Source organism: Candidatus Sulfotelmatobacter sp., assembly GCA_035498555.1.
Taxonomy (GTDB): Bacteria; Eisenbacteria; RBG-16-71-46; order RBG-16-71-46; family RBG-16-71-46; genus DATKAB01.
The window spans coordinates 1-25,845 of the sequence record DATKAB010000198.1 but is presented as its reverse complement, the minus strand read 5'-3'; the positions used below and the strand labels follow the sequence as shown (position 1 = coordinate 25,845).

Genomic DNA, 25,845 nt, shown 5'->3' with positions numbered 1-25,845 from the left:
GCGCGCCTACCTCGCGCTGTCGCGCGATGCCTCGCGCTCGATGGCGCGCAGCCGCACCCGCATGGTCTCGGCAACCGCCGAGACCGGCCGTCCCGCCCAGTCCGGAACCGGGAACACCTGCTCCCACCTCCGGCCGGGCCGGTAGAGCGCGATGCAATCCCAGGCGATGACACTGTTGCTGTCGATGTCGGCCACGCTCTTTAGCGTGTCGAACGGCAGCTCGTAGTCCATGGTGCGCGAGAGCGCGCGCTGGTCGTCCCAGAACTGCACCGCGCGCCGGTCGGGAATGCGGAATTGGGAAGCCGAGGGCGGCAGCGTGAGGTCCTTGTCGCTGGGCGTCACGTGTTCCCACATCACGATCACGCGAAGATCGCTGCTGTCCTGATCGAGTGCTTTCTGGAATGCGGAGGCCCCCCGCAGGCAGAACGGTCAGGTGGGCGACAGCAGCACGAGAACGCGGATGTGGTCGGCCTCGCGGTTGAACAGCTCCTTCACCGGCGTGAGGTCGCGCCCCTCGATCGCCTGGATCGGCGGCTGCGACGGCGGCGTCATGTGCGTCTCGAGCGGATCGAGCGCGAGTGCCGTGGTCGCTGTCAGCACGCCAAGCACGAGGATTGCTGCGGCAACGCGCGGCCTGTATCTGGGCCAACCGTTCTCCGGATGCGGCCCGGTCGCGGGGCAGGACGAGACCATGTCGGAGCGAAGCTAAGCGGAGCAGCGGCCGCGGGCAAGTGAACCGGCGCGGGGGTCAGCGCAGATGCACCAGCCTGGCTTCGAGTTGAACCCCCGCGCCGTTCACCCGCACGAAGTAGACGCCGGATCGGGCCGGTCGGCCGGCATCGTCGCGGCCATCCCATGAGAGCGATTGCTCACCGCCCGGGAGCTCGCCGTCGTACACCTCGCGCACCCGCCTACCCGCGAGGTCGTAGATGCCGGCCTTCGCCGGCCCGCGTTCGGGTATCGCGAATCGGAACGAGACCAGACCCCGCGACGGATTCGCGGAGAGTCGAAGCGCGCCTGGGCGTCGCTCGATCGGCTCCTCTCCCACCCCCGCGAAGCCTCCCGACAGCCCCGCCAGGCACTCATGCGGCCAGCCGCCGGCCCCGAACCAGATCCCACCGGCGTAGAGCCGCCCCGCGCCGGCGGCGAGGCAGCGGACCTGTCCCTCGATTGGGGAGCCCCATGGAAGATTGGCCATGGTGGGAGTATCCACGGCGACAAGCGGTCCGCCGAATCCGGGACTGAAAGTGGAGAAGTCACCGCCGATGAAGAGCGTGTTCCCGAGCGGCAGGAATGCTCGCACCGGAAGATACGGGGAGGCAGTCCACGGAGTCGGGGATCCGAGGGTGTAGTCCACCTCGGCGATCCCATGGCGGGTCGATCCAAACACCGCGTCGAAGCTCCCACCGATCAGCAGGGTCGAGGTGAGCGGTGCGATGCAATACACCGCGGGCGGTCCCTGCGGTCCGCCGGTGACACTGGGTTGCCAGGCCATCACGTTGTTGTAGTAGACGGCGAACGCGGCGGCCCCGTGCCGCGCCATTCCTCCAAAGGTCTGAAACATTCCGCCCACGTAGACAATCGAATCGTGGATCGCGAGCGCGTAGACCGGTCCATCCGAGCTGGGGATCGCGGGCCAGGGGTCTCCGGTGATCGCGTCGAGCTGAGCGAGCCGGCCGCGAGGCTGTCCCGCCACGCTGAAAAAGGCTCCACCCGCGTAGATCGAGCCGCCGAGCGGGAGCAGCGCGTTGATGCCGCCATTCGCACGGGGATCCCACGGAGTGAGCGCGCCGTTCGCGTCGAAGGCCGCGCCGTTGCCGCGCGTTTGCCCGCCGACGCTGCTGAAAGCGCCCGCCGCGAACAGCATGCCGTTGCTGACCGCAAGCGCGTTGACGACTCCGTCCACATCCGGATCCCACGACGTCGGCAGGCCGGTCGAGGCGTCGAGCGCGGCGAGATGATTGCGCGTGACGCCGCCGAGGCTCCCGAACGAGCCGCCGAGATCGACGTTGCCACCCGAGGCATCGAGGCAGGTCACGAACCCGTTGGGGCTTGGGTTCCAGCTCGTCACCGCGCCGGTGCTCGCGTCGACCGACGCGGCAAACTGCCGCGAGACGCCCCCCATGTTCGTGAACTCGCCGCCCGCGTAGAGCGTCGAGCCGTCGAGCCAGATGGCGTCCACCTCCTGATCGGGCGACGGAGCGAATCCCGTCACGACCGCTCCGGAGGCGTCGAGCTCCGCCAGATACGGCACCGAGTGCCCGGCGATCTGGTCGAAGGTGCCGCCGATGTAGACCGCCACCACCCGGTTGCGGGAATAGCCCAGGGCCATGGTCTTCACGATGTGACCGGCGTTCGGGCTCCAGTCGAGCGGGGTGCCCGCGCCGTCCACGGCGCCGATCGAGTAGCGCGGCTGGCCCTGAAGGCTGATGAACTGGCCGCCGAGCCAGACCGTGATCGCGTGAGTGATCGGCAAGACCGAAAGGGCCATCGTCCAGACATCGGAACTGGCCTCGGGGTCCCAGGCGGTGAGTGCGCCGGACGCGTCCACCGCGGCCAGGTTGCCGCGGGCCGCGCTGTTCGCCTGGCTAAAGTGTCCGCCGATGTAGATCACTCCGTTGTAGGCGGTCAGAGTGCGAACCGTTCCGTTGGTGCTGGGAGTCCAGCTGGTGAGGTAGCCGGTGGTGAGATCGAATGCGGCGAGATTGGTGCGGATCGCGCCGTCCACGTGACTGAACGCCCCGCCGAGATAGAGCACGCCGGGGTTGAGCGGATCGATCGCCATCGCGTACACCGTGCCATCGATCGAGTACGAGTTCAGGTACACCCCGTGTCCACTGGAGTCGAAGTGGACGATCGGCCAGCCCGAGAAGCCCTGAACGTCAAAGCTGCCGGCGACGAAGTGACCGCCGCTGCCATCGGGAATCGAGCAGGTGATCGTGCCGGCGACGCCGTACGCCGGCGGCAGCACCGCGCCCGTAGTGCCGTCGACCCTGACGAATCCGCCAATCGGCGGACCGAGTCGCGTGAACGCGCCGCCGATATAGACCGTGTTGCCCGAGACCGCGATCGCGTTCACGATGCCATTGGTCACCCACAGGTTGCTCTGGACGTTCTGCGCGCGGGCGGGTGCGGCGACGATCGCCAGTGCGGCAAGCGATGCGGCAAGCGTCGTGGTTCCCATGACGCGACTCCCCGGGACGAGTGTGACGACGGGCGCCGGAAGGAACGGCGCCGCTCCTCGGGGAATACGTTCGGGATGGAAGAAGCGAACGCGGCGGGGGGCCGCGCTACTGCAGTCGCACCACGCGCTGAACGAAGGTGTGGCCGGGGGCCTTCAGGCGGAGAAAATAGAGCCCCGAGGGCAGTCGGGTTCCCGCCCAGGCGACCTCGTGGACGCCGGCGCCGGCGGAGCCGTCCGCCAGCACCTCGATGACGCGGCCCTGCACGTCGAGCACCGTGAGACGAATGCTGGCCTCGCGCGGCAGCTCGAAGCGGATGTGCGCCGCGCCACGGACCGGCTGAGGCGAGACCCGGTCGAGCGCGAACTCGCGCACCACCTGCTGGCCCACCGCGGTGTTGCCCGAAGCAATGGCGAACGCCGAATCGCTGATCGCGGTGCCGACAAGTCCGGTCGAGTCACGCGCGATCACCTCGAGTACCGCGTCGAGGCTCGGCGGGCCGGTGACCGTCCAATCGAAGCTTCCCGAGTTGGCGAGTCCGGTCGCGACCGAATCGAAAGGTCCGCCGCTGCCGGCGCGCGAGAGCAGGAGGTCGATACGCGTCACGGCGAGATTGTCGGTGGCCGACCACTTGAGCGTGGCGTTGCCGCCGACCGTCACGTCGTCGCTCGGAAGTGGCGCCAGCACCTGCGCCACCGGGGGCGTGGTGTCGGCAAAGGTCGCGGTCAGCGTCAGGTTCTCGAGCACCGGCACGGTCAGCGGATTCAACGCCGAAAGCGAATCCCCGCTCCAGCCGAGGAACGCGCAGCCGGACAGCGGCGTCGCCGTGAGCTGGACGTTCGAGTTGTAGGCGTAGTGCAGTTGATCAGGGTTGCGCGCCGCCGAGCCCGGCCCCACCACACTCAGTGTCACCGTGAAGCTGTCGGGCGCGAAGCTCGCCGCGATCGTGTGGTCGGCATTCACGTTGTTGAACGTGTAGCCGGTCACCGCGCCGACGCTCGAGCCATCCACCAGCACGTCGGCGACGTGGAAGTTGGGCGACGGCGAGATGGTGAAGCTCTGGTCGGCGCCCTGCGACACCGAAACGGCGCCCGAGGGCACGATCGAGCCGTTGGCGCCGGCACTGGCGGTGATCGTGAACGAGCTGGTCCCGACGCTCGCCCACCACGTGCTCCAACGGCTGCCGTTGCTACCGGTCGTCCCGTCGTCGGTGTTCGGGCGATTCTTGGCGTATTCGGCGACGGTCCACAGCGTGGCGTCATCGGCGGGGTCCACCTGCGAGGAAGTGAAATCTCCCCAGCGATTGCGGCCGGTGCCGAAATCCTTGTGGTAGTAGTCTTCACCCGCCCTGGAGATCACCGGGTCGCGGATCGTGCCGGCACCGTCGCTCGCGAAGTGCATCGCATAACCCGCCGACGGATGCTGCGCCGACGAACACTGGCTGAAGCCGACCAGGAAGTTTTCCTGCGCGTTCACCGCGATCTGTGGATAGGCGTACCACTTGCCGCCGTTGCTCACGGTGGCGGTCGGATCCTCGACCCGGCCGCCGTCCACGTACGCCCCCGAGGGGGTCGTAATCTGCGTCCACTGGGCGGCGCTGTGCGTCATCCCGACCGCCGGGAGGCCGATGGTCTGCACGTACCAGATCGAGCCGTTGCGGAACACCGGCGCGGTGCGGAGCTGGGAGTCGATCAGCTCGATCCGGCACGGCGTGCTGCCACAGGCGCTCGAGCCGGCGTTGGGAGCGCTCTGTGGCAACGACTGCCCCGACCCCGAGGCCCAGCCGCCGCCGGTGCGCGTTTGAGTGGTGCCCACCGTGTAGGTGGGCGCTCCGGGGCCGGTGCCGGTGATGCGATCGACCCGGTAGGTGGCGCTGCTCGCGGAGAGATGCTGCATCACGTATTCGGTGTCGCTGGTCGCCGAATAGGTCTGCACCGGCGCGTAGCAGAAGTTGCTGGTTCCGGTGCGATCGACGCGGAAAGCATCCCAGGTTCCGGAGCGGAGCGACGGGTAGTGGATCATCAGGATGCTCACGCCGTTGGCGTTCCCGGTGTTTCGATACATGTTGATCGAAACCGTGATCCAGTTCTTGTTGAATCCGAGCGTCGGAAAGTCGGCGAGTGCGATCGAGGTGCTCTCGTAGAGGATCGTGCGCCACAGGTGCCAGACGCCCGTGGGGTCGCTGGTGTCGGAGAGCCCGATGACCAGCGAGTTGCCGGTGGCGTTGCTGAGATCGCCCTGCATGATGGTGATCCAGCGATTGTTGTAAGGATCGTAGACCGTGCGCGGATCGGTGTAATCGTTGGGCGCCCCACCGGCCGGCGCCCAGAAGGTGTTGACGCCGACGGTGAGGATGGGTGAGCCGTCCGCCTTGTTGAGCACGCGCACGTTGTTGTTGAGGTTCTGAAAGATGGTGCTGAGCCCGACCGCGCCGTTCACGTCGGGCGGAATGATGATGTAGCTCGAGTCCACCATCGGGATGTCGTCGAGGCCCTGGAAGCTGGTGGTGGGCGGCGGCGATGACAGCAGGATGCGCGGGACCGACGAGAACTTCGGTGCCGGCGCGATCGGGCCAGTCTCCTCTTCTTGCTCTTCCTCGTTCAGCTCGGGGTGAACCAGTGGCCGAACCGGCGGGCGTGACAGGATCGATATCCGCGCCTGAGCCTTGGCGAGATCGCCGAGGCTCACCACCGCGCGCCCCGAGACGGGAAGCGGCGACGCGAGGACGTTGGTTCCCGCCACGGGCCCGGGCTCGGCGCGGCGATCGGGATCCGCCGACAGTCCGGCGGGCACAGCGAGCAGAGCCAGGGTGATCGCCGGAAGAACGAGGCGAAGCGGGCTGCGGGGGGTCGGTGCCATGAGGGACAAAATTGTGAGGACCGCGTGGCGACGCTGTCAAGCGCGGAAGGGCGAGATTCAGTGGAGGTGAATGAGTTTGGCCTCGAGATCGAGATTCGCCCCACGAATGCGCACGAAATAGACCCCCGATCGCGCAAAACGCCCGGTATCGTCGCGGCCGTCCCACATTATATGTAGCTCGCCGGCCGGCAAGTCGCCGGCGTGGAGGCTTCGCACCACTCGGCCGGCCGCGTCGAACACGGTGACCTCGGTCGCGGTGCGCCCGGGCAACGCGAAACTGAACGTCACACTTCCGCGCGAAGGATTCGACGAGAGATGAATCGCGCAGTGAAGTGGCGCGACGGGCTCTTCATTCACCGCCGTGACGCCGCCCGAGAACGCTGCGAAGTTCTCGTGCGGCCACCCTCCCGCCGACGGCGATTGCGAGCCGCCGACGTAGAGCGCGCCGGCGCCGGCCGCGAGTGAATGAACCTCGCCCGTCATCCCGGTGTTCCAGGGACGGGCGGCAAGGCTGGTCAGATCGATCGCCGCGAGTGGGCCGGTCGCGCCCGGACCCGAGCTGACGAAGTACCCACCAGCACAGAGTGTGTTGCCGAGGTCCAACAGCGCGAGGACTGGCTGATAGACCGGCGAATACCAGCCGGCCACGAACCCGACGACCGGGTCCACCAGGGCCAGGTTGGTGTGCATCGCGAAGTGGACTTCAAGGAAGTCACCGCCCAAGGCGATCAGGTTGCCGACCTGCGCCAGAGCATCGACCATGGTGACCGGCCCCTGACTCGCGCCCAAAACCTCGGGATCCCAGTTGGTGACCGCAAAGTTCTTGAGGTCGAACGCTCCCGCGCCACTCCTGACGAACCCATTCAGGCGCTGGAACTCGCCGCCGACGTACATGACCGAATCGCGAACCATCAGCGCGTGGACCGGCCGATCGGGCGTGGGAAGCGGCGCGACGCTGTTTCCCGAAGAAGGATCGAGCCGCGCCAGCATGGGGTTTCCCGGTCCGCCGGCGCTCAGAAATCCGCCGCCCACGTAGATCGAGCCGCCGAATCCCGCGAGCGCGTTGATCGGGCCGGTAGCGCGAGGATCCCACGACAGCAGGGTGCCGCCGCTGTTGAATGCCGCACCGTTTCCGCGGTTCTGACCAACGATCGTCGCGAACTGGCCGCCCGCGTAGAGCGTGCCACCGTTGACAGTCAGCGCGTTGATCGGGCCACTCGCATTTGGATCCCACGATGTCGGCATGCCGGTCGTGGCGTCCAGTGCCGCGAGATGATTGCGGGTTACGCCGCCCAGACTTCCGAACGCGCCGCCGACGCGCACCGTCCCGCTCCACGCGTCCAGGCAGGCCACGCCCGCATCCGGGCTTGGATCCCACGAGGACACGGCGCCGGAAGTCGCGTCGAGCCCGGCCAGATACTGCCGGGAGACTCCGCCGATGCGGGTGAACGAGCCTCCGACGTACACCGAGGTCCCGTCGAGGGCGATCGACGACACGGGTTGATCGGGCGACGGATTGAAGGTCGAGGAGGCGACGCCGGTCGAGGGGTCGACCTCGGCGAGATACTGCCGCGACTGCCCCGCGACCAGGTCGAACGTGCCTCCCAGGTAAACCGCGTTGACGAAATTGTGCGAGTAGCCGAGCACGATCGTGCGGACGGCGTGGTCGGCGTTCGGGCTCCAGCTCAGGGGCGTCCCCGTCACGTCCACGCAGCCGATCGAATAGCGCGCCTGCCCCTGCAAGCTCGTGAACAGTCCGCCAATCCAAATCGTCGGCAGGTGAGTGAAGGGATTTGCCGAGAGCGCGAGCGCGTTGACGTCGCCGTTGGAATTGGGATCCCAGCCGGTCACGGCGCCGGTCCCATCCACCGCCGCCAGATCGTTTCGCGTGTAGCCCCCGGCCATCGTGAACGATCCGCCGACGTAGACCACCCCGTTGTAGGCGACCATCGCGTTGACCAGGCCGTTGGTGCCCGGGTTCCAATCGAGCAGCGCGCCGGTCGTGACGTCGATCGCCGCCAGGGAGTTGCGCGTGACTCCGTTGACCGAACTGAAGACGCCGCCAATGTAAAGGACGTTCGGATTGGAATAGTCGATGGCCATGGCATAGACGTAGCCGTTGCCGACGCTGGGACTCCAGGGAAGCAAGTTGCCGTTGGAATCGAAGTGGGCGAGCCCGCTGTGGCTCTGGCCCTGGACGAACTGGAACGAACCGCCGACAAAGCGGCCGCCGCCGGCATCAACGAGTGAGCACATCACCGTGCCCGCGACCCCTCCGCCGGCGCCGGGCGCTACCACCGCGCCGGTCGTCTCGTCGAGCGTCACGAAGCCGCCAGTCGGCGGGCCGAGGCGCGTGAACTCGCCACCCATGTAGACGGTGTTGCCCGCGAGCGCGATCGCGTTCACGGCTCCATTCGCGACCCACAGGTTGCTCTGGGCAACCTGGGCACGGGCGGGCCCCGGGACCAGAATCAGTAGAGCGAGCAGGATGGTAGAGCGTTCGGCGCGCATGGCGTTCTCCGGTGAATCGGCGCGCGCGAGTCGGGGTGAATCGGGCGCCGCTCACCGGGCCATACGTCCGGCGACGCGCAGGCGAACAGGGGCTCTAGCGACCCGGCGGAGCAGGATCCAGGTCCAGCGTCATCTCGATCATGCTGGGGCGAAAGCCCATCGCCGAGAACAGCGCCTGAGCGTGCTCGTTACCGGTCTTGGTGAGCAGCACGATTTGATTCCGGCCGTGGGCCCGCACCCAGTCGATGGCGGCGCGCATCAGGGCGCGCCCCGCTCCCCGTTGCCGCGCCGATTCGTCCACATAGATGTCGTGAATCACGCCGGCCGGTCCGCGCAGATCCATCCAGCTCGTGCCCTCGACGTCGGCGTACACGTAACCGACGACCTGGCCCTCGTTCTCGGCCACCATCACCAGACTTTCGGGGTTCGAGATCTGGGAGACCAGGAATCGCCCGTAGCCCTGCTCGGGGTGCTCGGTCTGGATGAAGCGTTCGGGATCCGCGGCGTGGTGCTGCCGCATCAGCGCCGCGCCGTAACGGCCGAGCGCCTCGAGGTCGGATCGCTTCGCCGGACGAATGGTGACCATGGCCGCGGGAAGATAGCGCGAATCACCCCGGTTCGGGGTAGTCTGCACGCCGTGATCCTCGTCGCCCTGCTTCTGACCGCCGCGACCGCCCACTCCACTCCCGCTGCACCGCCGCCGCCCATTTCCGCAGAGATCGCCCGCTGGGAGCGCGAGGCGGCGCGCGTCACCATCGTTCGCGACGACTGGGGCATCGCGCACATCCACGGCGCGACCGACGCCGACGCGGTGTTCGGCGTCGAGTACGCGCAGGCCGAAGACGACTTTCCACGGATCGAGCGCAACTATCTGATCGCGCTGGGTCGGCTGGCCGAGGCCGAGGGCGATTCGGTGATCTTCCGAGATCTGCGCGCGCGACTGTTCGCCGACCCGGATTCGCTGCGCGCGCAGTACCGGGCGAGTCCGCGCTGGCTGCGCAACCTCATGGACGCGTTCGCCGACGGGCTCAATTTCTATCTCTACCGGCATCCGGACGTGAAGCCGCTCGCGATTTCGCGCTTCGAGCCGTGGATGGCGCTCTCGTTCACGGAAGGGAGCATCGGCGGCGACATCGAACGCATCAGCGTGCCCGGACTCGCCGCGTTTTACGGCGACAGCGCCGTCCAGGCGCCGCGCGACGCGGGCGACGGCGAGGAGCCCGAGCTTCGAGAACCCACCGGCTCGAACGGCATCGCGATCGCGCCCGAACTCACCCGCTATCGCCACGCGCTGCTGTGGATCAATCCCCACACCTCGTTCTACTTCCGCTCGGAGCTCCAGATGTCGAGCGATCAAGGGCTCGACGCCTACGGCGCGGTCACCTGGGGACAGTTCTTCGTCTATCAGGGCTTCAATCGCACCTGCGGCTGGATGCACACCTCGAGTGGCGTGGACAACATCGATGAGTTCCTCGAGAGCGTGCTGCACCGATCCAACGGTTACACCTACCGGCACGGGAGCGACGAGCGGCCGATGCTCACGCGCAAGGTCACGCTCTCCTATCGCACGCCCTCCGGGCTCGCGCAGCGCACCTTCATCGTCTATGCCACGCGGCACGGCCCGATCGTGCGCCGCCAGGGCGATCGCTGGGTGAGCGTGAGCCTGATGTGGAGGCCGGTCGCGGCGCTCACCCAGTCCTTCAGTCGCACCAAGGCCCCCGACTACACGGCGTTTCGCCTGCTGATGGAGTTGCACGCCAATTCCTCCAACAACACGGTGTTCGCGGATTCCCGGGGCAGCATCGCCTACTTCCACTCGAACTACATTCCCCGGCGCGACACCAGCTTCGACTGGACCGCGCCGGTAGACGGCGCCGACTCCGCCACCGACTACCGCGGGCTTCTCTCGGTGGACGAGTCGCCCAACCTCTGGAAGCCGGCGAGCGGCTGGGTGTTCAATTCCAACGACTGGCCGTGGTCGGCGGCGGGGCCTTCGAGCCCACGCCGCGAGAACTATCCGCGGTACGTCGAGACCGGCACGGAAGAGACGCCCCGCGGCCGCCATGCGCTGCGCGCGCTGACCGGCGCCAGCGACTGGACGCTGCAGTCGCTCGCGGCCGCGGCCTTCGACAGCTTCCTCCCCAGCTTCGAGACCATGCTGCCGCCGCTGTTCGCCGCCTACGATCGCCTGCCCGCGGCCGACACGTTGAAGCGTCGCCTGGCGGGCGAGATCGAAGCGCTGCGCGGATGGGACGACCGCTGGGGCGAAGGATCTGTGGCGACCACGCTCGCGATTCACTGGGGCGAGGCGATCGTGCGTCGCGTTGGAGCGCCGGCGCGCGCCGAGCATCTCTCGGCGCAGACCTTTGCCGCGACGCGCGTGTCGGGCGACGATCTGCTGCGCGCCCTGGTCGCCGCGTCGGACACGTTGACGCGATCGTTCGGCACGTGGAAGACGCCGTGGGGCCAGGTCAATCGCTTCCAGCGCCTCGACGGGGCGATCGAGCCCCACTTCGACGACGCGCGCGCCAGCATTCCGGTGCCGTTCACCGCCGGCATCTGGGGCTCGCTCGCCTCTTTCGCGGCGCGTCCCTATCCCGGCACGCGCCGCTGGTACGGCACCAGCGGCAACAGCTTTGTCGCCGCGGTCGAATTCGGCGACAGCGTGAGGGCCATGGCCGTCAGCATTGGCGGCGCGAGCGGCGATCCCGGATCGCATCACTTCAATGACCAGTCGGCGCGGTATGCCAGCGGCCAGCTGCGGCCCGTGTACTTCTATCCCGGGCAGCTCAGGGGCCACACCGAGCGGACCTATCGGCCGGGGAAATGAGGCGGGGACGCATGACTCAGAGGATTCGCCATGGTTGCTTCGGCGTCTTGCTGCTGGCGACGTCGCTGCTCTTCCCCGCGGCAAGCTCGGCGCAGGCGCGCGACACCACCGACGACGACGAGCTGCGCCAGATCGAGATCGACCGCACGCCGTGGGTCGGCGACTTCGATGGAATGTTCGATCGCCGCCACATCCGCATGCTGGTCCCCTACAGCCGCACGCTGTTCTTCGTGGACAAGGGTCGCGAGCGCGGCATCACCGCCGAGATCGCCCGCGGGTTCGAGCGCTACTTGAACCAGAAGTACAAGAAGAAGCTGGCCGGGCGTCCGCTGACCATCAGCCTGATCGCCACGACGCGCGATCGATTGGTCGGCGACCTCGCCCGGGGGCTGGGCGACATCGCCGCCGGCAACCTGACGGTGACGCCCGAACGCCTGAGGGCCGCCGATTTCGTCGTCCCCGCCGAACAGCCGCCGGTGCTCGAAGAGCTGGTCTGCTCCTCCGACGCGCCGCCGGTCGCCAATCTCGACAGCCTGTCGGGGAAGACCGTCGAAGTGCGTCGCTCCTCCAGCTACTACGAGAGCCTGATCGCGCTGAACGCGCGCTTCAAGGCCGACCGGCGAGCGGCGGTGCAGATCCTGCTGCTGCCCGACGCGCTCGAAGACGAGGACGTGCTCGAGATGGTGAACGCCGGCCTGATCGGCCTGACGATCGTGGATTCGTGGAAGGCCCGAATCTGGGCGCAGGCGCTGCCCCGGATCAAGATCCGAAAGGACATCGTCCTCCGCGACGACGGCAAGACCGGCTGGGCGATTCGACGCGACAGCCCAAGATTGAGGAACGAGATCGAAGCCTTCGATCGGGGCCTGCTCCAGCATCAGGACATCATCGAGTCGCGCATCGCGAGCTATGAAAGGAACGTCAGACAGATCTCGAACAGCACCGGTGGCGCGGCGTGGAAGCGCTTCGAGAAGACGCTGGCGCTCTTCAAGAAATATGGAACGAAGTACGACTTCGATCCGCTGATGCTGGTGGCGCAGGGCTACCAGGAGTCGAAGCTCGACCAGACCGCGCGCAGCCACATGGGCGCGATCGGCGTGATGCAGATCATGCCCGCGACCGGGGCCGAATTGCGGGTCGGCGACATCGAGCAGCTCGAACCCAACATCCACGCCGGCGCCAAGTACATGGACCGGCTGATGAGCAAGTACTTCGCGGGCGCCCAGTTCGACGAAGCCAATCGCACGCTGTTCGCGTTCGCGAGCTACAACGCGGGGCCCGGGAACATCTCGCGCATGCGCAGTCTGGCCGAGAAGCGCGGCCTCGACCCGAACGAGTGGTTCAACGACGTCGAGCTGGTAGTGGCCCAGAAGATCGGAATGGAAACCACCACCTACGTTCGCAACATCTACAAGTACTATGTCGCCTACAAGCTGACGCTCGAGGCGCAGCAGACCCGTGCGAAGGCGCGGCAGTCGGTCGAATCGAACCGCAACTGACGCCCGCCGGCCCCTTGGGGGTGCTGGCAGGGCGCCTCAGGCCGAACCTAACCAGGCAGCGCGAGCACCAGCGCGTTGCCAGAGGGGTCGCGGATCATGGGTCCGGATTCCGTCGGCTCGACCGCGCTGGCCTCCTGGATTCGCGCCAGGATGCGGTCACGCTCGGGCGCCCCGGCGAGCACCAGCGTCGCATGGCGGAGCGCGGCGCTTCCCGGCGGCGGCGGCGAGCCGCCCGCACTCTCCCACGTGTTGGCGCCGATGTGGTGATGGTATCCGCCGTCGGCGAGGAACGCGGCCTGCCGGCCGAGCTGCGCCATGAGCGCGAAGCCCAGCACGTCGCGGTAGAACGCGATGGCTTTCGGGACATCGGCAACCTTCAAGTGCACGTGGCCCATGACCGTTTCTGCCGGCAGCCCCACGAAGCGCGAGTTCTCGGGATCGCGAACCTCGCCCATCAGGTCTTCCACCTGGAGCGGCATGCTGGTCAGGCGCGAGCTCACCTTTCCCTCCCACACCGAGCGCGGCCGATCCCAGTAGATCTCGATGCCATGGTCGTCGGGATCGGAGAGATAGACCGCTTCGCTCACGAAGTGATCGGACATCCCGACCAGCCGTACGTGGTCGCGCGCCGCGTGCACCAACCATTGCGCCAGATCCACTCGATTCGGCACCAGCAACGCGAAGTGATAGAGCCCGGTCGCGCCCGGGACCGGCCGAGCGTCGCGCTCTTCGAACAGCACCAGCAGCTCCCGCCCGGCGACGCCGAGCGAGGCGCGCGCGCCACTTCGATCGAGAAGCGAGAGGCCCACCGCGCCGCGGTAATAGTCGAGCGATCGGTCGAGATCGGAAACGGTGAGATGGACCGGACCCATCGAGCGGAGCATGGGGCGAAGATAGCGGGAGCGCGGCTCCCGAGCGAGGGGTTGCGATCGAGCGTGGTGCACCGAGTCGATCGACTCCCCTTCCTCCCTATCCATCCGCCGATGAAGTCCGCGTCGGCTCAGGCCGATAACCTCCGAGTACCTGGACCCTTACTCCGCCGAGAAGGAACATTGGCAATGAGCCCCCTCGACAAGGCCCTCAACAGCCTCCTCGACCTGGGAGACCCCGCGGTGCGCCGCGACCGCGCCGAGCAGCTCGACCAGGCGCTTCGCACGCTCCTCGCTCTCACCGAGGGCGACGCGACGGTGATCATGCTGCCCGGGCGAGCCGAGCGGCTGGTCCTCCATTCCGGCACCGCGGCGCCAAGTATCACGCCGGTGTCTCCCGAAGGCAGCGAAGCCGCCCGGACGCTGGCACAAACTCCTCAGCCGATCGTGATCGAGGAACTGGCCGACCATCCGCGCTACGCGGCCCACGACGGCTGCCCGGGAGTCGAGGCCGGTCCGGTGATGTTCGCCGCGCTGCGTCGCCGAGGAGCCGATCCCGGATATCTCGCCGTGTATCGGCGCCGCGGGCGGCCACGGTTCAGCGTCGCCGACGTGCGCGCGATCGTGCTGCTGACGACGGTGCTGCAGCGCTCGCTCGAGGCGCTCAGGCTCGCGCGCGGTCTCGAGAAGCTGGCGTTCACCGACGATCTCACCGAGGTGTACAACGCGCGCTTCGTGAAGTCGGCGCTCAAGCGCGAAGCGCGTCGCGCCGCCCGTTTCGGCCAGGAGCTGTCCCTGCTGCTCGTCGAGGCGGATCGCGCGCTGGTGGAGAACGCAGGCGACGCGAGTGACGAACTGATCCGAGATCTGGCCGCGCAGCTCGTCCGGCAGGTGCGGTCGTTCGACTTCGTCGCGCGATTCGACGCCGGACAATTCATCGTCGTGCTTCCGCAGACCGGCCGCACCGGGGCCGTCGAGGTGGCGGAGCGGATCCGACAGGCCATCGAGGCCCATGCGTTCCGCAGATCCAGGCCGGGCGGGGTGACGGTGAGCATCGGCATCTCGGTCCTGCCCGAGAACGGCGCCGAGCCCCAGGTCCTGGTGGCGGTTGCGGGACGATCGCTGGCCGCTGCTCAGGGCGAGGGTGGAAATCGAGTCGAATCGAGGCTCGACCGGGCCGCCTGAGCCGCGATCGCGCTAAGTCCGGCTCAGCGGTAGGTGGCTTTCAACTGCCCCCAGCTCGACCGCCGGGCCGGCGTAGGCGCCGTATCGAGCAGCATCGAAGCGGTCGCCGCCGGCTCACCCACCGGAGTGCCGAGGTCGCAGCTCCCGGTGACCTCGGCGTTGGGAATGAACGCCTCCGTGCACCTGACCGGACCCACGTCCGGCGCGTAGTCGACCGAGCCGCGGGTTTCGGAGCGCGAGGTTCCGGCGACGTTGCCCGAAGCATCGGTGCACTGGCTGAGCCCATAGTCGATCAGGTAATCCACGCGGACGCAGCCGCTGAAGGTGCCGGCGGGAACCGTGACCGGTTCGATGGCGGCGATCGTTCCGTGCAGGAAGACGTCGTCCGCCAGGTCTGGAATCAACTGGAGCGTGAATTCGTGGCCGAGCGTGAGGTCGGACACGAGCCACTGCCACGAGCGAGTGTTGGCCAGGTTGCAACGCCAGGCGGCGATCTCGTCGGGAGTCTTGCGGAACGCGAACTCGCCGTTGAGCAGCACGGTGTGGGCGCCGACCGGGGCGTTCTCCGGACACGGCGCATCGGCCATCGCCTGCGCGATCTTCGCGCGCAGATCGGGCCGTGCGATCCAAACCTGGCGCAGGAACGGGTCCGGCACCATCGACTCGAGCGCGCTCGCCAGCACCATTCCCGACAGCATCTCCTGGCGCAGGTACTGGGCCGCGATGGCGTCGGGCGCCACGGTGGTGCCGTCGAAAAACAGCCGCGTGCGACTGTCGGATGGAGGCTGCTCGGTGCTTTCGAAGTGCTGGGAGTAGGACCAGCTGTTGCCGTTGTCGCTCGGCCACAGCGAGTCCATGGTCGGTTGGGCGAGCGCGGGCGACGAAAGGAGCGTCGCGAGCGCGAGCGGGAGGAGTCGGAGGTGCGGCGCCATGATCGAACTCCTTGAGGGGCGTTCTCGGTGCGCTTCAACTAGAGCTTCGCCCCGTGGAGCGTCGAGGGTCAAGCGAATTCGGGGTGCGGGTGGTGGCGATCGCCGATCGTGCGCAGGAACGGCTGTGTGCTCGGTACCGGCGCACGACCGGGCGCGGCATCACTGCAGTCTGACGAGTCGGGTCTCGCTCTGAAACGAGCCCGCGCTCACCCGGGCGAAGTAGACGCCCGGGTTCACGCGCCCGCCGGACTCGTCGCGGCCGTCCCAGGTGACTCTCTGCTCGCCGGCCTCGAGCACGGAGGAGCGAAGGCGGCGTACGAGGCGCCCGGAAAGATCGTAGATCCCGGCGTCGGTTGTGGCGCGCGCGGGCAGCGCGAAGCCAATCGTTACCGGGCCACGCGAGGGGTTGGCGGAGAGCTTGAGCCCCCTCGCGACATCGCGCGTCGCGCTGACAGCGGTCACGCCTCCTGAATACGTGGCGAGATTCGAGTACGCGGTTCCGCCCGCCGAGTAGAAGCTCCCTCCCACGTATAAGCGATCACTGGCCACCGCAAGGGCGTGGACGTATCCGTCCACCTGCGGGTCCCAGGCGACCAGGTCGAGTGTGCCGATATCGAGCGCCGAAAGGCCGCTCGTGCCGCCCAGGTACAGCCTCGATCCCGATCCCTGGAGCGCATAGAACTGGCCCGTGACCGGCGCGGCCCACGCCGTGGCCGATCCCGCGACATCGTCCACCTGGCCGAGGTTGAAGCGGGTGCCGCCACCCAGTTGGTAGAAGTCGCCGCCGATGATCAGTGTGTTGCCGTCTTCTGCGATCGCATAGATCGGAGCCGGAACGACGCCGTTGGTGGCGCGCGGGTCCCACGTTCCCAGAGCGTGCGTGGACAGATCGAAGTCCGCCCCCGAGCCACGCGGACTCGAGCCCACGGTTCCGAATTGCCCGCCGACGTAGAGCCGGTTCGAGTGAACGACCATGGCAAGAACGTCGCCGAGGACCGGCGGGAATTCCGGGCCGGCCGCTCCGCTGCTCGGGTCGACCTGTCCGAGGTGGATGTGCTGGTTATTGTCGAGCGTCAGGAAGCTGCCGCCCACATACACCGAACCGCCATACGGGAGCACTGAATGGATCGTGCCATCGGCTCGTGGATTCCAGCCGGTGTCGTTGTGATTGGAATCGAACGCCGCACCGAAGCCACGACCTTGGATGCCGACGAAGGTGAATGCGCCGCCCACATACATGGTCGAGCCGTCGGTGGCGAGCGCATCGACTTCCCCGTTGACTCCCGGGGTCCAGGTCGCGACGCCGGTCGTGGCATCGAGTGCCACCAGGTTCGAGCAGTTGACGCCCCCGGCGCTCGAGAAACTGCCTCCGGCCCAGACGGTGCCACCGGATTCGTCGACGCAATTGACGGGCGCGTTCAACATCGGGTTCCAGTCGGTCGCCACGCCCGTCGCCGCATCGAGGGCCGCTATACGCCCATGTGCGGTCAGGCCGATCACGTCGAACCTGCCTCCCGCGTACAGCGTCCCACCATCGAGGAGCAACGCGTCCACCTCGTCGCTGGGCCCGGGAGTGAACGTGGTGGAAGGCGTCCCGCTGAACGCGTCGAGCTGGGCCAGTCGGGGAAGGGAGTGCCCGCCCGCCTGGCTGAACGTGCCTCCGACATAGACCGACACCACGTTGTTTCGGAAGTAGCCGAGCGCGATGGCTTTCACTGTGCCATTGGTGCTGGCGTTCCAGGTGTTCGGAGTCGAACTGCTCGCGGGGATCGAGGCGAGAGTGTAGTGCTGTTGGCCGGCAATCTGTGAGAAGTCCCCTCCCACCCAGAGCGTGACCGCATGAGTCAAAGGAGCGACCGAACCGGCGATCGCGTACACCTGACCGTTAACGTCGGGATTCCACGAACGCAGGCTGCTGAACGCGTCGAAGGCGGCGAGCGAATGTCGCTGCGCTCCGTCGGCCGAGAAGAAGGCGCCGGCAGCGTAAATCGTCCCGTCGTAGGCCCACAGCGCGTTCACCTTGCCGTCGGTCCCCGCCGACCAGGGAAGGAGAGCGGCGGTATTGACGTCGACCGCGACGAGGTTCGAATAGGACACCAGGCCGATGTAGGTGAACGCGCCGCCCACGTAGAGCACGGTGGGATTGAACGGATCGATGGCGAGCGCGCGAACGCCGTCGCTCGCGTCGAACACGCCAGCGTCCCAGGAGGTGACATTCCCGCTCGGGTCCAGATGCGCCAAGCAACTGTGAGGCTGGCCCTGCACGTGGCTGAAGCGACCTCCGATGAAGCGACCTCCGCTGCCGTCCGGAATCGAGGCGTTCACAATGCCGTCTACCTCGGCGTACGGCGTCTGGATGGCGCCCGTTGCGCCGTCGATCGTCGCGAATCCGCCGATCGGCGGTCCGACCTGGGTGAAGGCGCCGCCGATGTAGACCTCGCCGGCCATTCTTGCGATCGCGTATACGGGGCCGTTGGTCACCCAGAGATTGCTCTGGACGCTCTGCGCCACCGACTCCCCCGGCGTCAGGGCCAGCGCTAGCGGAAGCGTGAATTTGAGAACCGCGCGCATGGGAAGCTCCCTCGATCGAAGTTCCACGGGCGCGCCGAGACCCGGCGGCCCACCGTTGCTCCGTACGTCCGAGGCGGGCTCTGCGAACGTCTGGCGGGTCGGCGTCGATCGCCCGGCCCCGCGAGTTGGGAGAACGTCGAGTGTTTCCTGTTTGAGCAGCGCGGATACTTGCGGCGCTGGGGAAAGGGCACGGAAGCGCTCGAACGACAGTCGGAGTGGCTGCGCGGACATCGGTAGTCGCCACCCACTGTCCACGCCCGCCGCGGCGCGCGGGTGCGGGCCCGGCAGAGTTCGATGTACCGAGTCGCCCGCTCGAGCGATCGGGAACGGGCCCCGCCGGGCCGAGGCCTGCCGAGCGCCTCGGGAGCACATTCACGGCGCTAGTCGCAAGTGAATCCGGTCGTTGGGGACTTCACGTCGAATTGACTGGCAATCCCGAGCGATCCGGACGATATTACGTGTGTCTTCGGTTGCCTGTGGATGTGCCGTGCATATTCAGATTCCGCCAGAGACTCTCTGGCGGTTTTTTTGTGCGTGGCCGCTCGCGATCGAGACACCGGTCAAGTTGACCGACCGTAGCCGCGGCGTGATTCGCGGCAAGTGCGGGTCGAAAGACCCGGATACAACAGGAGTTTCAAGTGGCTACTGGTACCGTGAAGTGGTTCAACGAGGCGAAGGGCTTTGGCTTCATCACCCAGGCGGATGGCGGAGAGGACGTGTTCGTCCACTTCTCGGCCATCAACGGCGAGGGTTTCAAGACGCTCGCGGAGGGTGAGTCGCTTCAGTTCGACGTGACCCGAGGCCCGAAGGGTCTGCAGGCCTCAAACGTTCGCAAGGCCTGAAACGCCCGAGGTACCACCTCGCGCTGCCGGGGCGGCGTCCGCAAGGACGCCGCCCTCGGCGTTTGTGGGCGATCGTGACGACGGGCACAACGCGCACCCCCGCACGTCGCCACAGCACGGGCAGACCCAAGGCCGAGGTTGGTGAAGGAAGCCGCCATCGGGCGGCTCGCGGTCGAAACGCCTTGCGGCCGCTCGAGTGCAGCGTCATCCTCTCGGTGTCCTCCCCAATCCCCCGTGTCACGGTGTTGAGGACGGTCTTATACAGCAGGAAGTGGGACCGGTGCCGCGATGCACAATCTGTCTCCCCTCCGTCTCAGGCTGCGATCGGGCAATCATGCCCCGAATCCATGCGTCGTAGCGTGCGCACTTCTCATCGTCCTGCCCTTGATGATGGGCTGCGGCAAGCGCTCGGTCAGCGGCCTGGTCACGGCCCCGGAGGGGCCGCGGGAGCCGGTGCCGCCCGGCGAATGGACACAGACCACCGGCCCCGGCGGCGGAGAAGTTCTGAGCCTGACCGTCCACGGCACCAGCATCATCGCCGCGGTATCGGGCGCCGGTGTCTTCCGCTCGACCGACGATGGCGACAGCTGGACCGCAGCCAACAATGGTCTGCAGAACGCTGGGGTCGGCGTGCTTTCGGTTAGCGGCAGCAGCATCCTCGCGGGAGCAGGAGGGGCGGTGTATCGATCCACCGACGATGGTGTCAGCTGGACCCCCACTGGCACCGGTCTGACGGGTACTTGGGTCCAGGCACTGGCCGTGAGCGGCACCAGCTTGTTCGCCGGGACCTACCACGACGGCGTATTCCGCTCGACCGATGATGGCGCCAGTTGGACCGCAGCGGATACGGGCCTGATCGACGAGCGGGTCCAGGCCCTGGCCGTCAGCGGCACCAGCCTGTTCGCCGGGACCTACGGCGGCGTATACCGGTCGACCGACGGCGGCGCCCACTGGACGGCGGCTAATGTCGGGTTGACGGATTGGGCTGTGTCGTCAGTTACCTCGCTGGCCGTCAGCGGCACCACCCTTTTCGCTGGGACTTGGCATGGGTTGTTCCGCTCGACCGACAACGGTGACACCTGGGTGGCGATCGGCGCCGGTCTGCCGGACCCACGTATTCGCGCCCTCGCCCCGAGCGGTACAGAGCTATTTGCTGGAACCGGAGGCAGCGGCGTGTTCCGCTCGACCGACAACGGGAGCACTTGGACTGCCGCAAGCGCCGGCTTGACGACGACGGACGTCCATGCCCTTGCCGCCACCGGCACGAGCCTTTTCGCCGGGACATATGTCAGCGGAGTATTCCGCTCGACCGACGCCGGAGCGAATTGGATCGCGGCCAGCAGCGGCATTGTGGTTACAAAAGTCACCGCCCTGGCGGTGAGCGGAACGACCATCTTCGCCGGTCAATTGGACGGCGGCGTATTCCGTTCGTCCGATGAAGGCGCCCATTGGGAGGCGGTCAGCAGTGGGCTGACGAACGTTTGGATCACTGGGCTCTCCCTGAGTGGCACGACCATTTTCGCCGGGACGTACCAAGCGGGGATCTTCCGTTCAACCGACAACGGCAGCCATTGGACGGACGTCAGCGGCGCACAGTTGGCGGGCGCGTATGTCACTGCACTCAGCGTCAACGGCACGACCCTGTTCGCGGGGACGGACGCGGGCGGCGTGTTTCGCTCAGTTAACAACGGCAGCAGTTGGATCGCAGTGAAAGGTGCAACCGGCAATCCCGTCGGCGCGATTGCAATGAAGGACGGGATACTGTTCGTTGCGGACTTGGGAAACGGACTGCTGCGGTCTACCGACAATGGCGCCAGCTGGCGCGCGGTTAATGCCGGCCTCGGGAGCAGCTTCGTCTATTCCCTTGTTGTGTGCGACGGGCAGTTGTTCGCGGGAACGCTTGGCGGAGTATTCTGCTCGACCAACAACGGCGCCAGTTGGTCCGCGGCCAGCAATGGCCTCTCCGACAAACTAGTCCTGGATCTGGCCGTCAGCGGCACCAGGCTTTTCGCCGCGACCTACGGCCGCGGCGTGTTCTGCTCGACTGACGACGGCGCCGGTTGGGTGGCGCTCCAAGGCGGTGTATCGCGGTTCGAGGTGCACGCCCTCGCGGTCACCGGCACAGGCCTGTTCGCCGGAACCTATGGCAGCGGGGTCTGGCGGCATCCGCTGAAGTAGTGGGTCACGCGCCGACGGCGTCCTCGACTTCGGCGGAGTTGCCACGGCTGCCGCAAGCGCCTGCGCAGAGTGCCGCGTTCTCGGGCGCCGAGGCCGGCGCCGTGGCGGTGAGCATCGGCCTTGCGGCGTTTCCCAAGGATGGCAAGGAGCCCGAGGCGGTGGTCGCGGCGGCGGCGCGAGCGCTCGGGATCGCCCAGGGCAGAAGCGGCGACGGGGACGCGAGCGCGGCCTAGCTTGGAGTAGGCCGCTTCCTCATTGCAGCACCACCGCCCGCGCGTGACGGACCTCGTTCCCCTGCACCAGCCGTAGCAGGTAGACCCCGGGCGGGACACGCGCCCCGTCGCCGAGGTGAACCAGGTGCCGGCCGGGGCCGAGCGCGCCGACCTCGCGCAGGCGGAGCCTCGTGATTCGATGGTCCTCGTACGAGATCCGGATCGCGAAGGCCAGCGCGGTGAACGTGATCGCGAGGGCGAAGAGCCCCCTCTGCAGGGCCAGCGCCCCACGCGTCCGGCGCAGGGCGCGCATCTCCAGCTCGGGCGGAAGCGCGGGCGCGAGTCAGGCGATTTCGGGCTCGGCTCGGTTGAGTGTTCTACAGGTCGCCCGCTACGATCGTAACATGCTTGATCTGCCCTCGATCGTGGTTTTCGCCAGTTGGGCCCTGTTCGCCGTCACCTGGTTCATCGCCGCGCTGTTCGTGAAGCGCACGGTGGAGCGAAGTTGGAGCTTCGGTCGATCGTCGATGATCGTGGTGCTCGCGGTCGGTTACTGGATTGCGCGCAACCGACAACTCATCGGAGCTCGCCAGTTGTGGACACCCACCCCGTCCATCGAGTGGCTGGCCGCGGCCGTGGTGCTCGTGGGTTTGTGGGTCACGCTGTGGGCCCGCTTCGCGCTCGGGCGTAATTGGAGCGGCACCGTCACGTTCAAGCAGGATCACGAGCTGATCGAGCGAGGTCCGTATCGCTACGTCCGCCACCCGATTTACACGGGCATCCTGGTCATGGCGCTCGGCACAGCCATGCTGCACGCATGGCTCTCGCAGTTCCTGTTCTGCGGAGTCCTCTTGATCAGCCTCTGGCTCAAGCTCCAGGCGGAGGAGCAGCTCCTCACGCGCCACTTCCCCGAGGCGTACCCGCGTTATCGCGAGCGCGTGCGCGCGCTGATCCCGTTCGTGCTGTAGGCGCTTGCGGAGTCAGCGACGGCGTCAACAAACTTCGCCCCACAACCGTCATGAAAGCGGTCGGGCTCTCACCACGAACCGCCTCGGCGCTCGCCGCCCCCGCCACGGTCGAAAGTCCGGCCGCGACGAGCACCGCCGCGCGGGCGAGTCTCGGGCCGATGGTGCTCGGATTCCATCGCATCGCTTGTTCCCCCGTCCTGGTGCGCTGGAAGGTGAAGAACACTGGGGGCAGATGCGCGTCGCATGGGACAGCTCCGCGGTCGGATCTACCAGGACGAGGGCCGCAGGAAGCCTAAGGAGGGCACGAGGTACTGGGGCAACCACTTCGTTGAGTGCTACGTCATCAGGGGCGGCGTGTGCGTCGCCGCCGACCGCATCGAGGTCCCAATAGGCCCGAAGGAGTTGCCGCCGCGCAGGTCTCCCCTTGGTCTCCCCCTCAATGTCCTCTCCAGTCCATTCCTGTCCATTTCCGGCCAAACGGCGAGGGTGCCCCGGGAACCCGGAACACCCTCTGGCTGACGCACTTTCGCGGTGGGTTGCGGCGATTTAGGTGGTGGCCCCGGCTGGAGTCGAACCAGCGGCACGCGGTTTAGGAAACCACTGCTCTATCCGTCTGAGCTACGGGGCCGTGACGCAAGAGGATAGCGCACAATGCTTGAAGGCCAAATCACGCAGGCACGCGGTCCAGTAGAACTCTGCTCAACCCATGTCCGCACTAGCCGGGATTATTCGCGAAGAGAATGGACGCAAGTGGGCTTGACCCGGCTTTCGTGGACACTTCCCCAGTGAATCGTCTCCGATAACGCGTCAGACGCGCCGCGGCTGGAGCACCAAGTCGGCCGCCGCCTCGGCATCCTTGAGGAGCGTCTTGCGCGGCGTGCCCATCCGCGCACGCATGGTCAGGCCACGAGCAAAATCCGTGATTTGGATCGCGCGCACGGCTACCGGAAAGTCAGGCGGGATGTCTCCCGCGCTGATCCCGTCCCGGAGACGGCGCTCCACCAGTGCCGTGCCGCCCGCGACCGTGCTCTGCAGGAACCGCTGAACCTCAGCGTCATTCACAAGCGGCGCGACGCAGACCACAAGGCAGCCCCGGGCGGACCCTTTCTGGGTCGCACTTTCAACGGCGTGCCTCAGAAAGCCCGCGAGCGAGTCGCGAAGAGACTGCGGCGCGAGGAGCGCCTTGGCAGCGCGAGCGCCCTTCGCCTCTGCGTACGCCCTAAGGGCGCGCAAGAATATCGCCCGCTTGTCCCCAAAGACGGCATAGAGGCTCGGCCGTCCCACACCCATCCCGGCGACGAGATCGTCGATCGTCACTCCGTCGTAGCCCTTCGACCAAAACACCTGGGTCGCCTTTTCGAGCGCGTCCCTCTCGTCGAAGCTGCGCGGTCGACCCCGCGACCTAATGGTCTTTTGAATCATTTAGTTCGAAACTCCTTGACGGTGGCCATCGCACCCACATAATGTAACTGAACAGTTCGAAATTGGCAAGCTGGCCATGGCCTCGCTGGGCCTCACGACCCGACATCCTCCTTCACCACGGAGTCGCCCATGGAACATTCGATCGCACTCGTCACCGGCACCACCTCGGGGCTCGGCTATGCGGCAGCCAGCATGCTCGCCACCAAGGGCTGCCGCCAGGTCATCGTCACCGGCCGCAGCCTTGCCGGGGTCCAGGAGACAGCCGCTCAACTCGCGGCTGAAACCAAGAAACAGGTCCTCACGCCGCTGGAGCTGGATCTGGACTCGCCGTCCAGCGTTCAGTCCGCCCTCGCCGAGCTGGTCAGGCGGGGTCAGCCGATCGATTTCCTCCTGCTCAATGCTGGGATGGTCCCAGGTAAGGAGCGCGTGATCACTGCGGCGGGCGTCGAGGCTTCTCAGGCCCCGCTGATCGGCCATCATCAACTGACTGTCGGGTTGCGCCGCGCCAACCTGCTAAGCCCCGACGCGCGGATTGTCATCGCCGGCGCGGAACCTGCCCGTGGGGGCGTGCCGATGTTCAGCTACACCGATCTGCCAGCCTTCGCGGCCAAGTACTTCCGGGGAGACCGGACCGCGGCCATTGAAGCCCTGATTCGCAACGGGCCAAACGTGAAGTACGTGCCCAACAATACGTACGCCGACGCGAAGCTCATTATCGCTTGGTGGGTCGCGGCGCTGGCGCGCCGGCTACCCTCCGGCATGGCCGTGTACGCTGTCTCGCCCGGTGGGGCGACCGCCACCAAGGCGGTGCGAAACGCTGGCCCGGCGTTGAAGTATCTGATGATCCCAATCGTGAACCTCATTCCCGGCATGAATCAGACGCCGGAGACCGCGGCTCGTCGGTACCTCCAGGCGTCGGAGTTCGGAACCGATGTCTCAGGGCAATTCTTCGCCTCGGCCCAAGGAAAATTCTCAGGCCCGATTGAGGTGCAGCGCCAGCCACACCTCTACGATCACGCCAGCCAGGAAGCCGCGTGGCAGGCCGTCGTCAAGGTCTCCGGCGTCGACTTGTCTCACCCGGCATCCTTGAGCGGGGTGTCCTGAAGGACCACCGATCGCGGCACGGCGCAGCCGGCGCCTCCGAGAGGCCGTACCCCGCGCGCATTCACTCTAGTTGGCTACCCTTTGGCTACCCCCTCAATGGCCCAACGTGTCCGCTCGTGTCCGCCAGTGTCACGTCTCAAACGATCGCCCCGCCCGAACATCTTCGAGCGGGGCCGATTGTTGGCGAGTGCTCCGAAGGACTTACGTGAGGCTACGTGTCTTGCGTAGTTCTCGTCGGTTCTCGATCAGGAACCCCCGTGCGGACAGCAGCGGTCACGAGTGGACACCGATGGTCAGAAGCGGACATCTGGAAGGTTGCTGCCCACCCGGCCAGGACGGCGGGTGGGGCGACCGCGTCAGAGCTGAGAACGACCTATTCCTCGGCCCTCGACCATCGTGCCGCAGGCGGCGCTTCGAATGAGAGGTCCGACGTAACGGAGAATCGCAATCTCGCAGTCGTCCGGGGCTTCATCTTCACCTGCTCCGCCCGTTGCTCTTGGCCTCCTGGTTCATGATCGAGGGCCGATCCTCGGCAAGCGGGCCAACTTGACCGGAGCCAGGCTTGCCGGCCTCGATGTAGCCGGTGACCAGCATCCCTGGCACGAGCCCCTTGGGGTCATCCAGCTCGACGACCGTTTCGAGGATCTTGGTGTCGATGCGCTCCGTCGGATCGTCCGTCCG

At 67.0% G+C, this 25,845-nt stretch carries 20 protein-coding genes and 1 tRNA gene; 8 read left to right on the top strand and 13 right to left on the bottom strand.

The window, feature by feature from the left end; translation table 11 throughout:
- Positions 1–6: 6 nt before the first annotated feature.
- The 6 genes from VMJ70_15430 to VMJ70_15405 form a co-directional block, all read right to left on the bottom strand.
- A complete protein-coding gene (locus VMJ70_15430; GenBank protein HTO92522.1) occupies positions 7–363 on the bottom strand; it encodes a hypothetical protein in 357 nt (118 codons plus the stop codon).
- A gap of 66 nt (positions 364–429) precedes the next feature.
- Positions 430–600 (bottom strand): hypothetical protein, encoded by a 171-nt coding sequence (locus tag VMJ70_15425; protein HTO92521.1) that lies wholly within the window; start codon positions 598–600, stop codon positions 430–432.
- 148 nt (positions 601–748) lie between these two features.
- A complete protein-coding gene (locus VMJ70_15420) occupies positions 749–3,184 on the bottom strand; it encodes a FlgD immunoglobulin-like domain containing protein (GenBank protein HTO92520.1) in 2,436 nt (811 codons plus the stop codon).
- A gap of 106 nt (positions 3,185–3,290) precedes the next feature.
- The gene (locus VMJ70_15415) at positions 3,291–6,041 is read right to left on the bottom strand and encodes a T9SS type A sorting domain-containing protein (protein ID HTO92519.1); all 2,751 of its coding nucleotides are present in this window, start codon (positions 6,039–6,041) and stop codon (positions 3,291–3,293) included.
- 57 nt (positions 6,042–6,098) lie between these two features.
- Entirely contained in the window at positions 6,099–8,552 is a 2,454-nt protein-coding gene (locus VMJ70_15410; GenBank protein ID HTO92518.1) for a FlgD immunoglobulin-like domain containing protein, read from the bottom strand.
- A 94-nt stretch (positions 8,553–8,646) separates the two neighbouring features.
- On the bottom strand, positions 8,647–9,186 hold the full coding sequence (locus VMJ70_15405; GenBank protein HTO92517.1) for a GNAT family N-acetyltransferase: 540 nt from the start codon (positions 9,184–9,186) through the stop codon (positions 8,647–8,649).
- A 3-nt stretch (positions 9,187–9,189) separates the two neighbouring features.
- Between VMJ70_15405 and VMJ70_15400 the strand changes: the two genes are divergently transcribed.
- The gene (locus tag VMJ70_15400) at positions 9,190–11,382 is read left to right on the top strand and encodes a penicillin acylase family protein (protein HTO92516.1); all 2,193 of its coding nucleotides are present in this window, start codon (positions 9,190–9,192) and stop codon (positions 11,380–11,382) included.
- Positions 11,383–11,393: 11 nt separating this feature from the next.
- Positions 11,394–12,881, top strand: a complete 1,488-nt coding sequence (locus VMJ70_15395; GenBank protein ID HTO92515.1) for a transglycosylase SLT domain-containing protein — start codon at positions 11,394–11,396, stop codon at positions 12,879–12,881.
- A gap of 47 nt (positions 12,882–12,928) precedes the next feature.
- On the opposite strand, the gene VMJ70_15390 is transcribed toward VMJ70_15395, so the two are convergent.
- The gene (locus VMJ70_15390; GenBank protein ID HTO92514.1) at positions 12,929–13,765 is read right to left on the bottom strand and encodes a VOC family protein; all 837 of its coding nucleotides are present in this window, start codon (positions 13,763–13,765) and stop codon (positions 12,929–12,931) included.
- Positions 13,766–13,939: 174 nt separating this feature from the next.
- On the opposite strand from VMJ70_15390, the gene VMJ70_15385 reads away from it, so the two are divergent.
- On the top strand, positions 13,940–14,935 hold the full coding sequence (locus VMJ70_15385; GenBank protein ID HTO92513.1) for a sensor domain-containing diguanylate cyclase: 996 nt from the start codon (positions 13,940–13,942) through the stop codon (positions 14,933–14,935).
- A gap of 23 nt (positions 14,936–14,958) precedes the next feature.
- On the opposite strand, the gene VMJ70_15380 is transcribed toward VMJ70_15385, so the two are convergent.
- Both VMJ70_15380 and VMJ70_15375 read right to left on the bottom strand, forming a co-directional pair.
- Complete coding sequence (locus tag VMJ70_15380) at positions 14,959–15,867, bottom strand: hypothetical protein (protein ID HTO92512.1); 909 nt, start codon at positions 15,865–15,867, stop codon at positions 14,959–14,961.
- Between the two features lie 159 nt (positions 15,868–16,026).
- Entirely contained in the window at positions 16,027–18,438 is a 2,412-nt protein-coding gene (locus VMJ70_15375) for a FlgD immunoglobulin-like domain containing protein (GenBank protein HTO92511.1), read from the bottom strand.
- Between the two features lie 638 nt (positions 18,439–19,076).
- Here VMJ70_15375 and VMJ70_15370 point away from each other — a divergent pair.
- The 3 genes from VMJ70_15370 to VMJ70_15360 all read left to right on the top strand — a co-directional run bounded on the left by VMJ70_15370 (position 19,077) and on the right by VMJ70_15360 (position 21,691).
- Positions 19,077–19,280: a cold-shock protein gene (locus VMJ70_15370; GenBank protein ID HTO92510.1), complete on the top strand. Its 204-nt coding sequence runs from the start codon at positions 19,077–19,079 to the stop codon at positions 19,278–19,280.
- A gap of 453 nt (positions 19,281–19,733) precedes the next feature.
- A complete protein-coding gene (locus tag VMJ70_15365) occupies positions 19,734–21,458 on the top strand; it encodes a hypothetical protein (GenBank protein ID HTO92509.1) in 1,725 nt (574 codons plus the stop codon).
- 101 nt (positions 21,459–21,559) lie between these two features.
- Positions 21,560–21,691 carry a hypothetical protein gene (locus VMJ70_15360; GenBank protein HTO92508.1) on the top strand — a complete coding sequence of 44 codons (132 nt, stop codon included), beginning with the start codon at positions 21,560–21,562 and terminating at the stop codon, positions 21,689–21,691.
- Positions 21,692–21,710: 19 nt separating this feature from the next.
- Here the strand turns inward: VMJ70_15360 and VMJ70_15355 are convergent, their stop codons facing one another.
- Positions 21,711–21,983, bottom strand: a complete 273-nt coding sequence (locus VMJ70_15355; GenBank protein ID HTO92507.1) for a hypothetical protein — start codon at positions 21,981–21,983, stop codon at positions 21,711–21,713.
- Positions 21,984–22,074: 91 nt separating this feature from the next.
- Here VMJ70_15355 and VMJ70_15350 point away from each other — a divergent pair, with 91 nt between their 5' ends.
- Positions 22,075–22,638 (top strand): isoprenylcysteine carboxylmethyltransferase family protein, encoded by a 564-nt coding sequence (locus VMJ70_15350; protein HTO92506.1) that lies wholly within the window; start codon positions 22,075–22,077, stop codon positions 22,636–22,638.
- A 551-nt stretch (positions 22,639–23,189) separates the two neighbouring features.
- Here VMJ70_15350 and VMJ70_15345 read toward each other — a convergent pair.
- Positions 23,190–23,266 (bottom strand) — tRNA-Arg (locus VMJ70_15345).
- A 179-nt stretch (positions 23,267–23,445) separates the two neighbouring features.
- Positions 23,446–24,060 carry a TetR/AcrR family transcriptional regulator gene (locus VMJ70_15340; protein ID HTO92505.1) on the bottom strand — a complete coding sequence of 205 codons (615 nt, stop codon included), beginning with the start codon at positions 24,058–24,060 and terminating at the stop codon, positions 23,446–23,448.
- Positions 24,061–24,189: 129 nt separating this feature from the next.
- Here VMJ70_15340 and VMJ70_15335 point away from each other — a divergent pair, with 129 nt between their 5' ends.
- Positions 24,190–25,164: an SDR family NAD(P)-dependent oxidoreductase gene (locus tag VMJ70_15335; GenBank protein ID HTO92504.1), complete on the top strand. Its 975-nt coding sequence runs from the start codon at positions 24,190–24,192 to the stop codon at positions 25,162–25,164.
- Positions 25,165–25,638: 474 nt separating this feature from the next.
- Here the strand turns inward: VMJ70_15335 and VMJ70_15330 are convergent.
- Positions 25,639–25,845, bottom strand: a 207-nt coding sequence (locus VMJ70_15330) for a hypothetical protein (GenBank protein HTO92503.1), incomplete at its 5' end; no start/stop codon positions are given.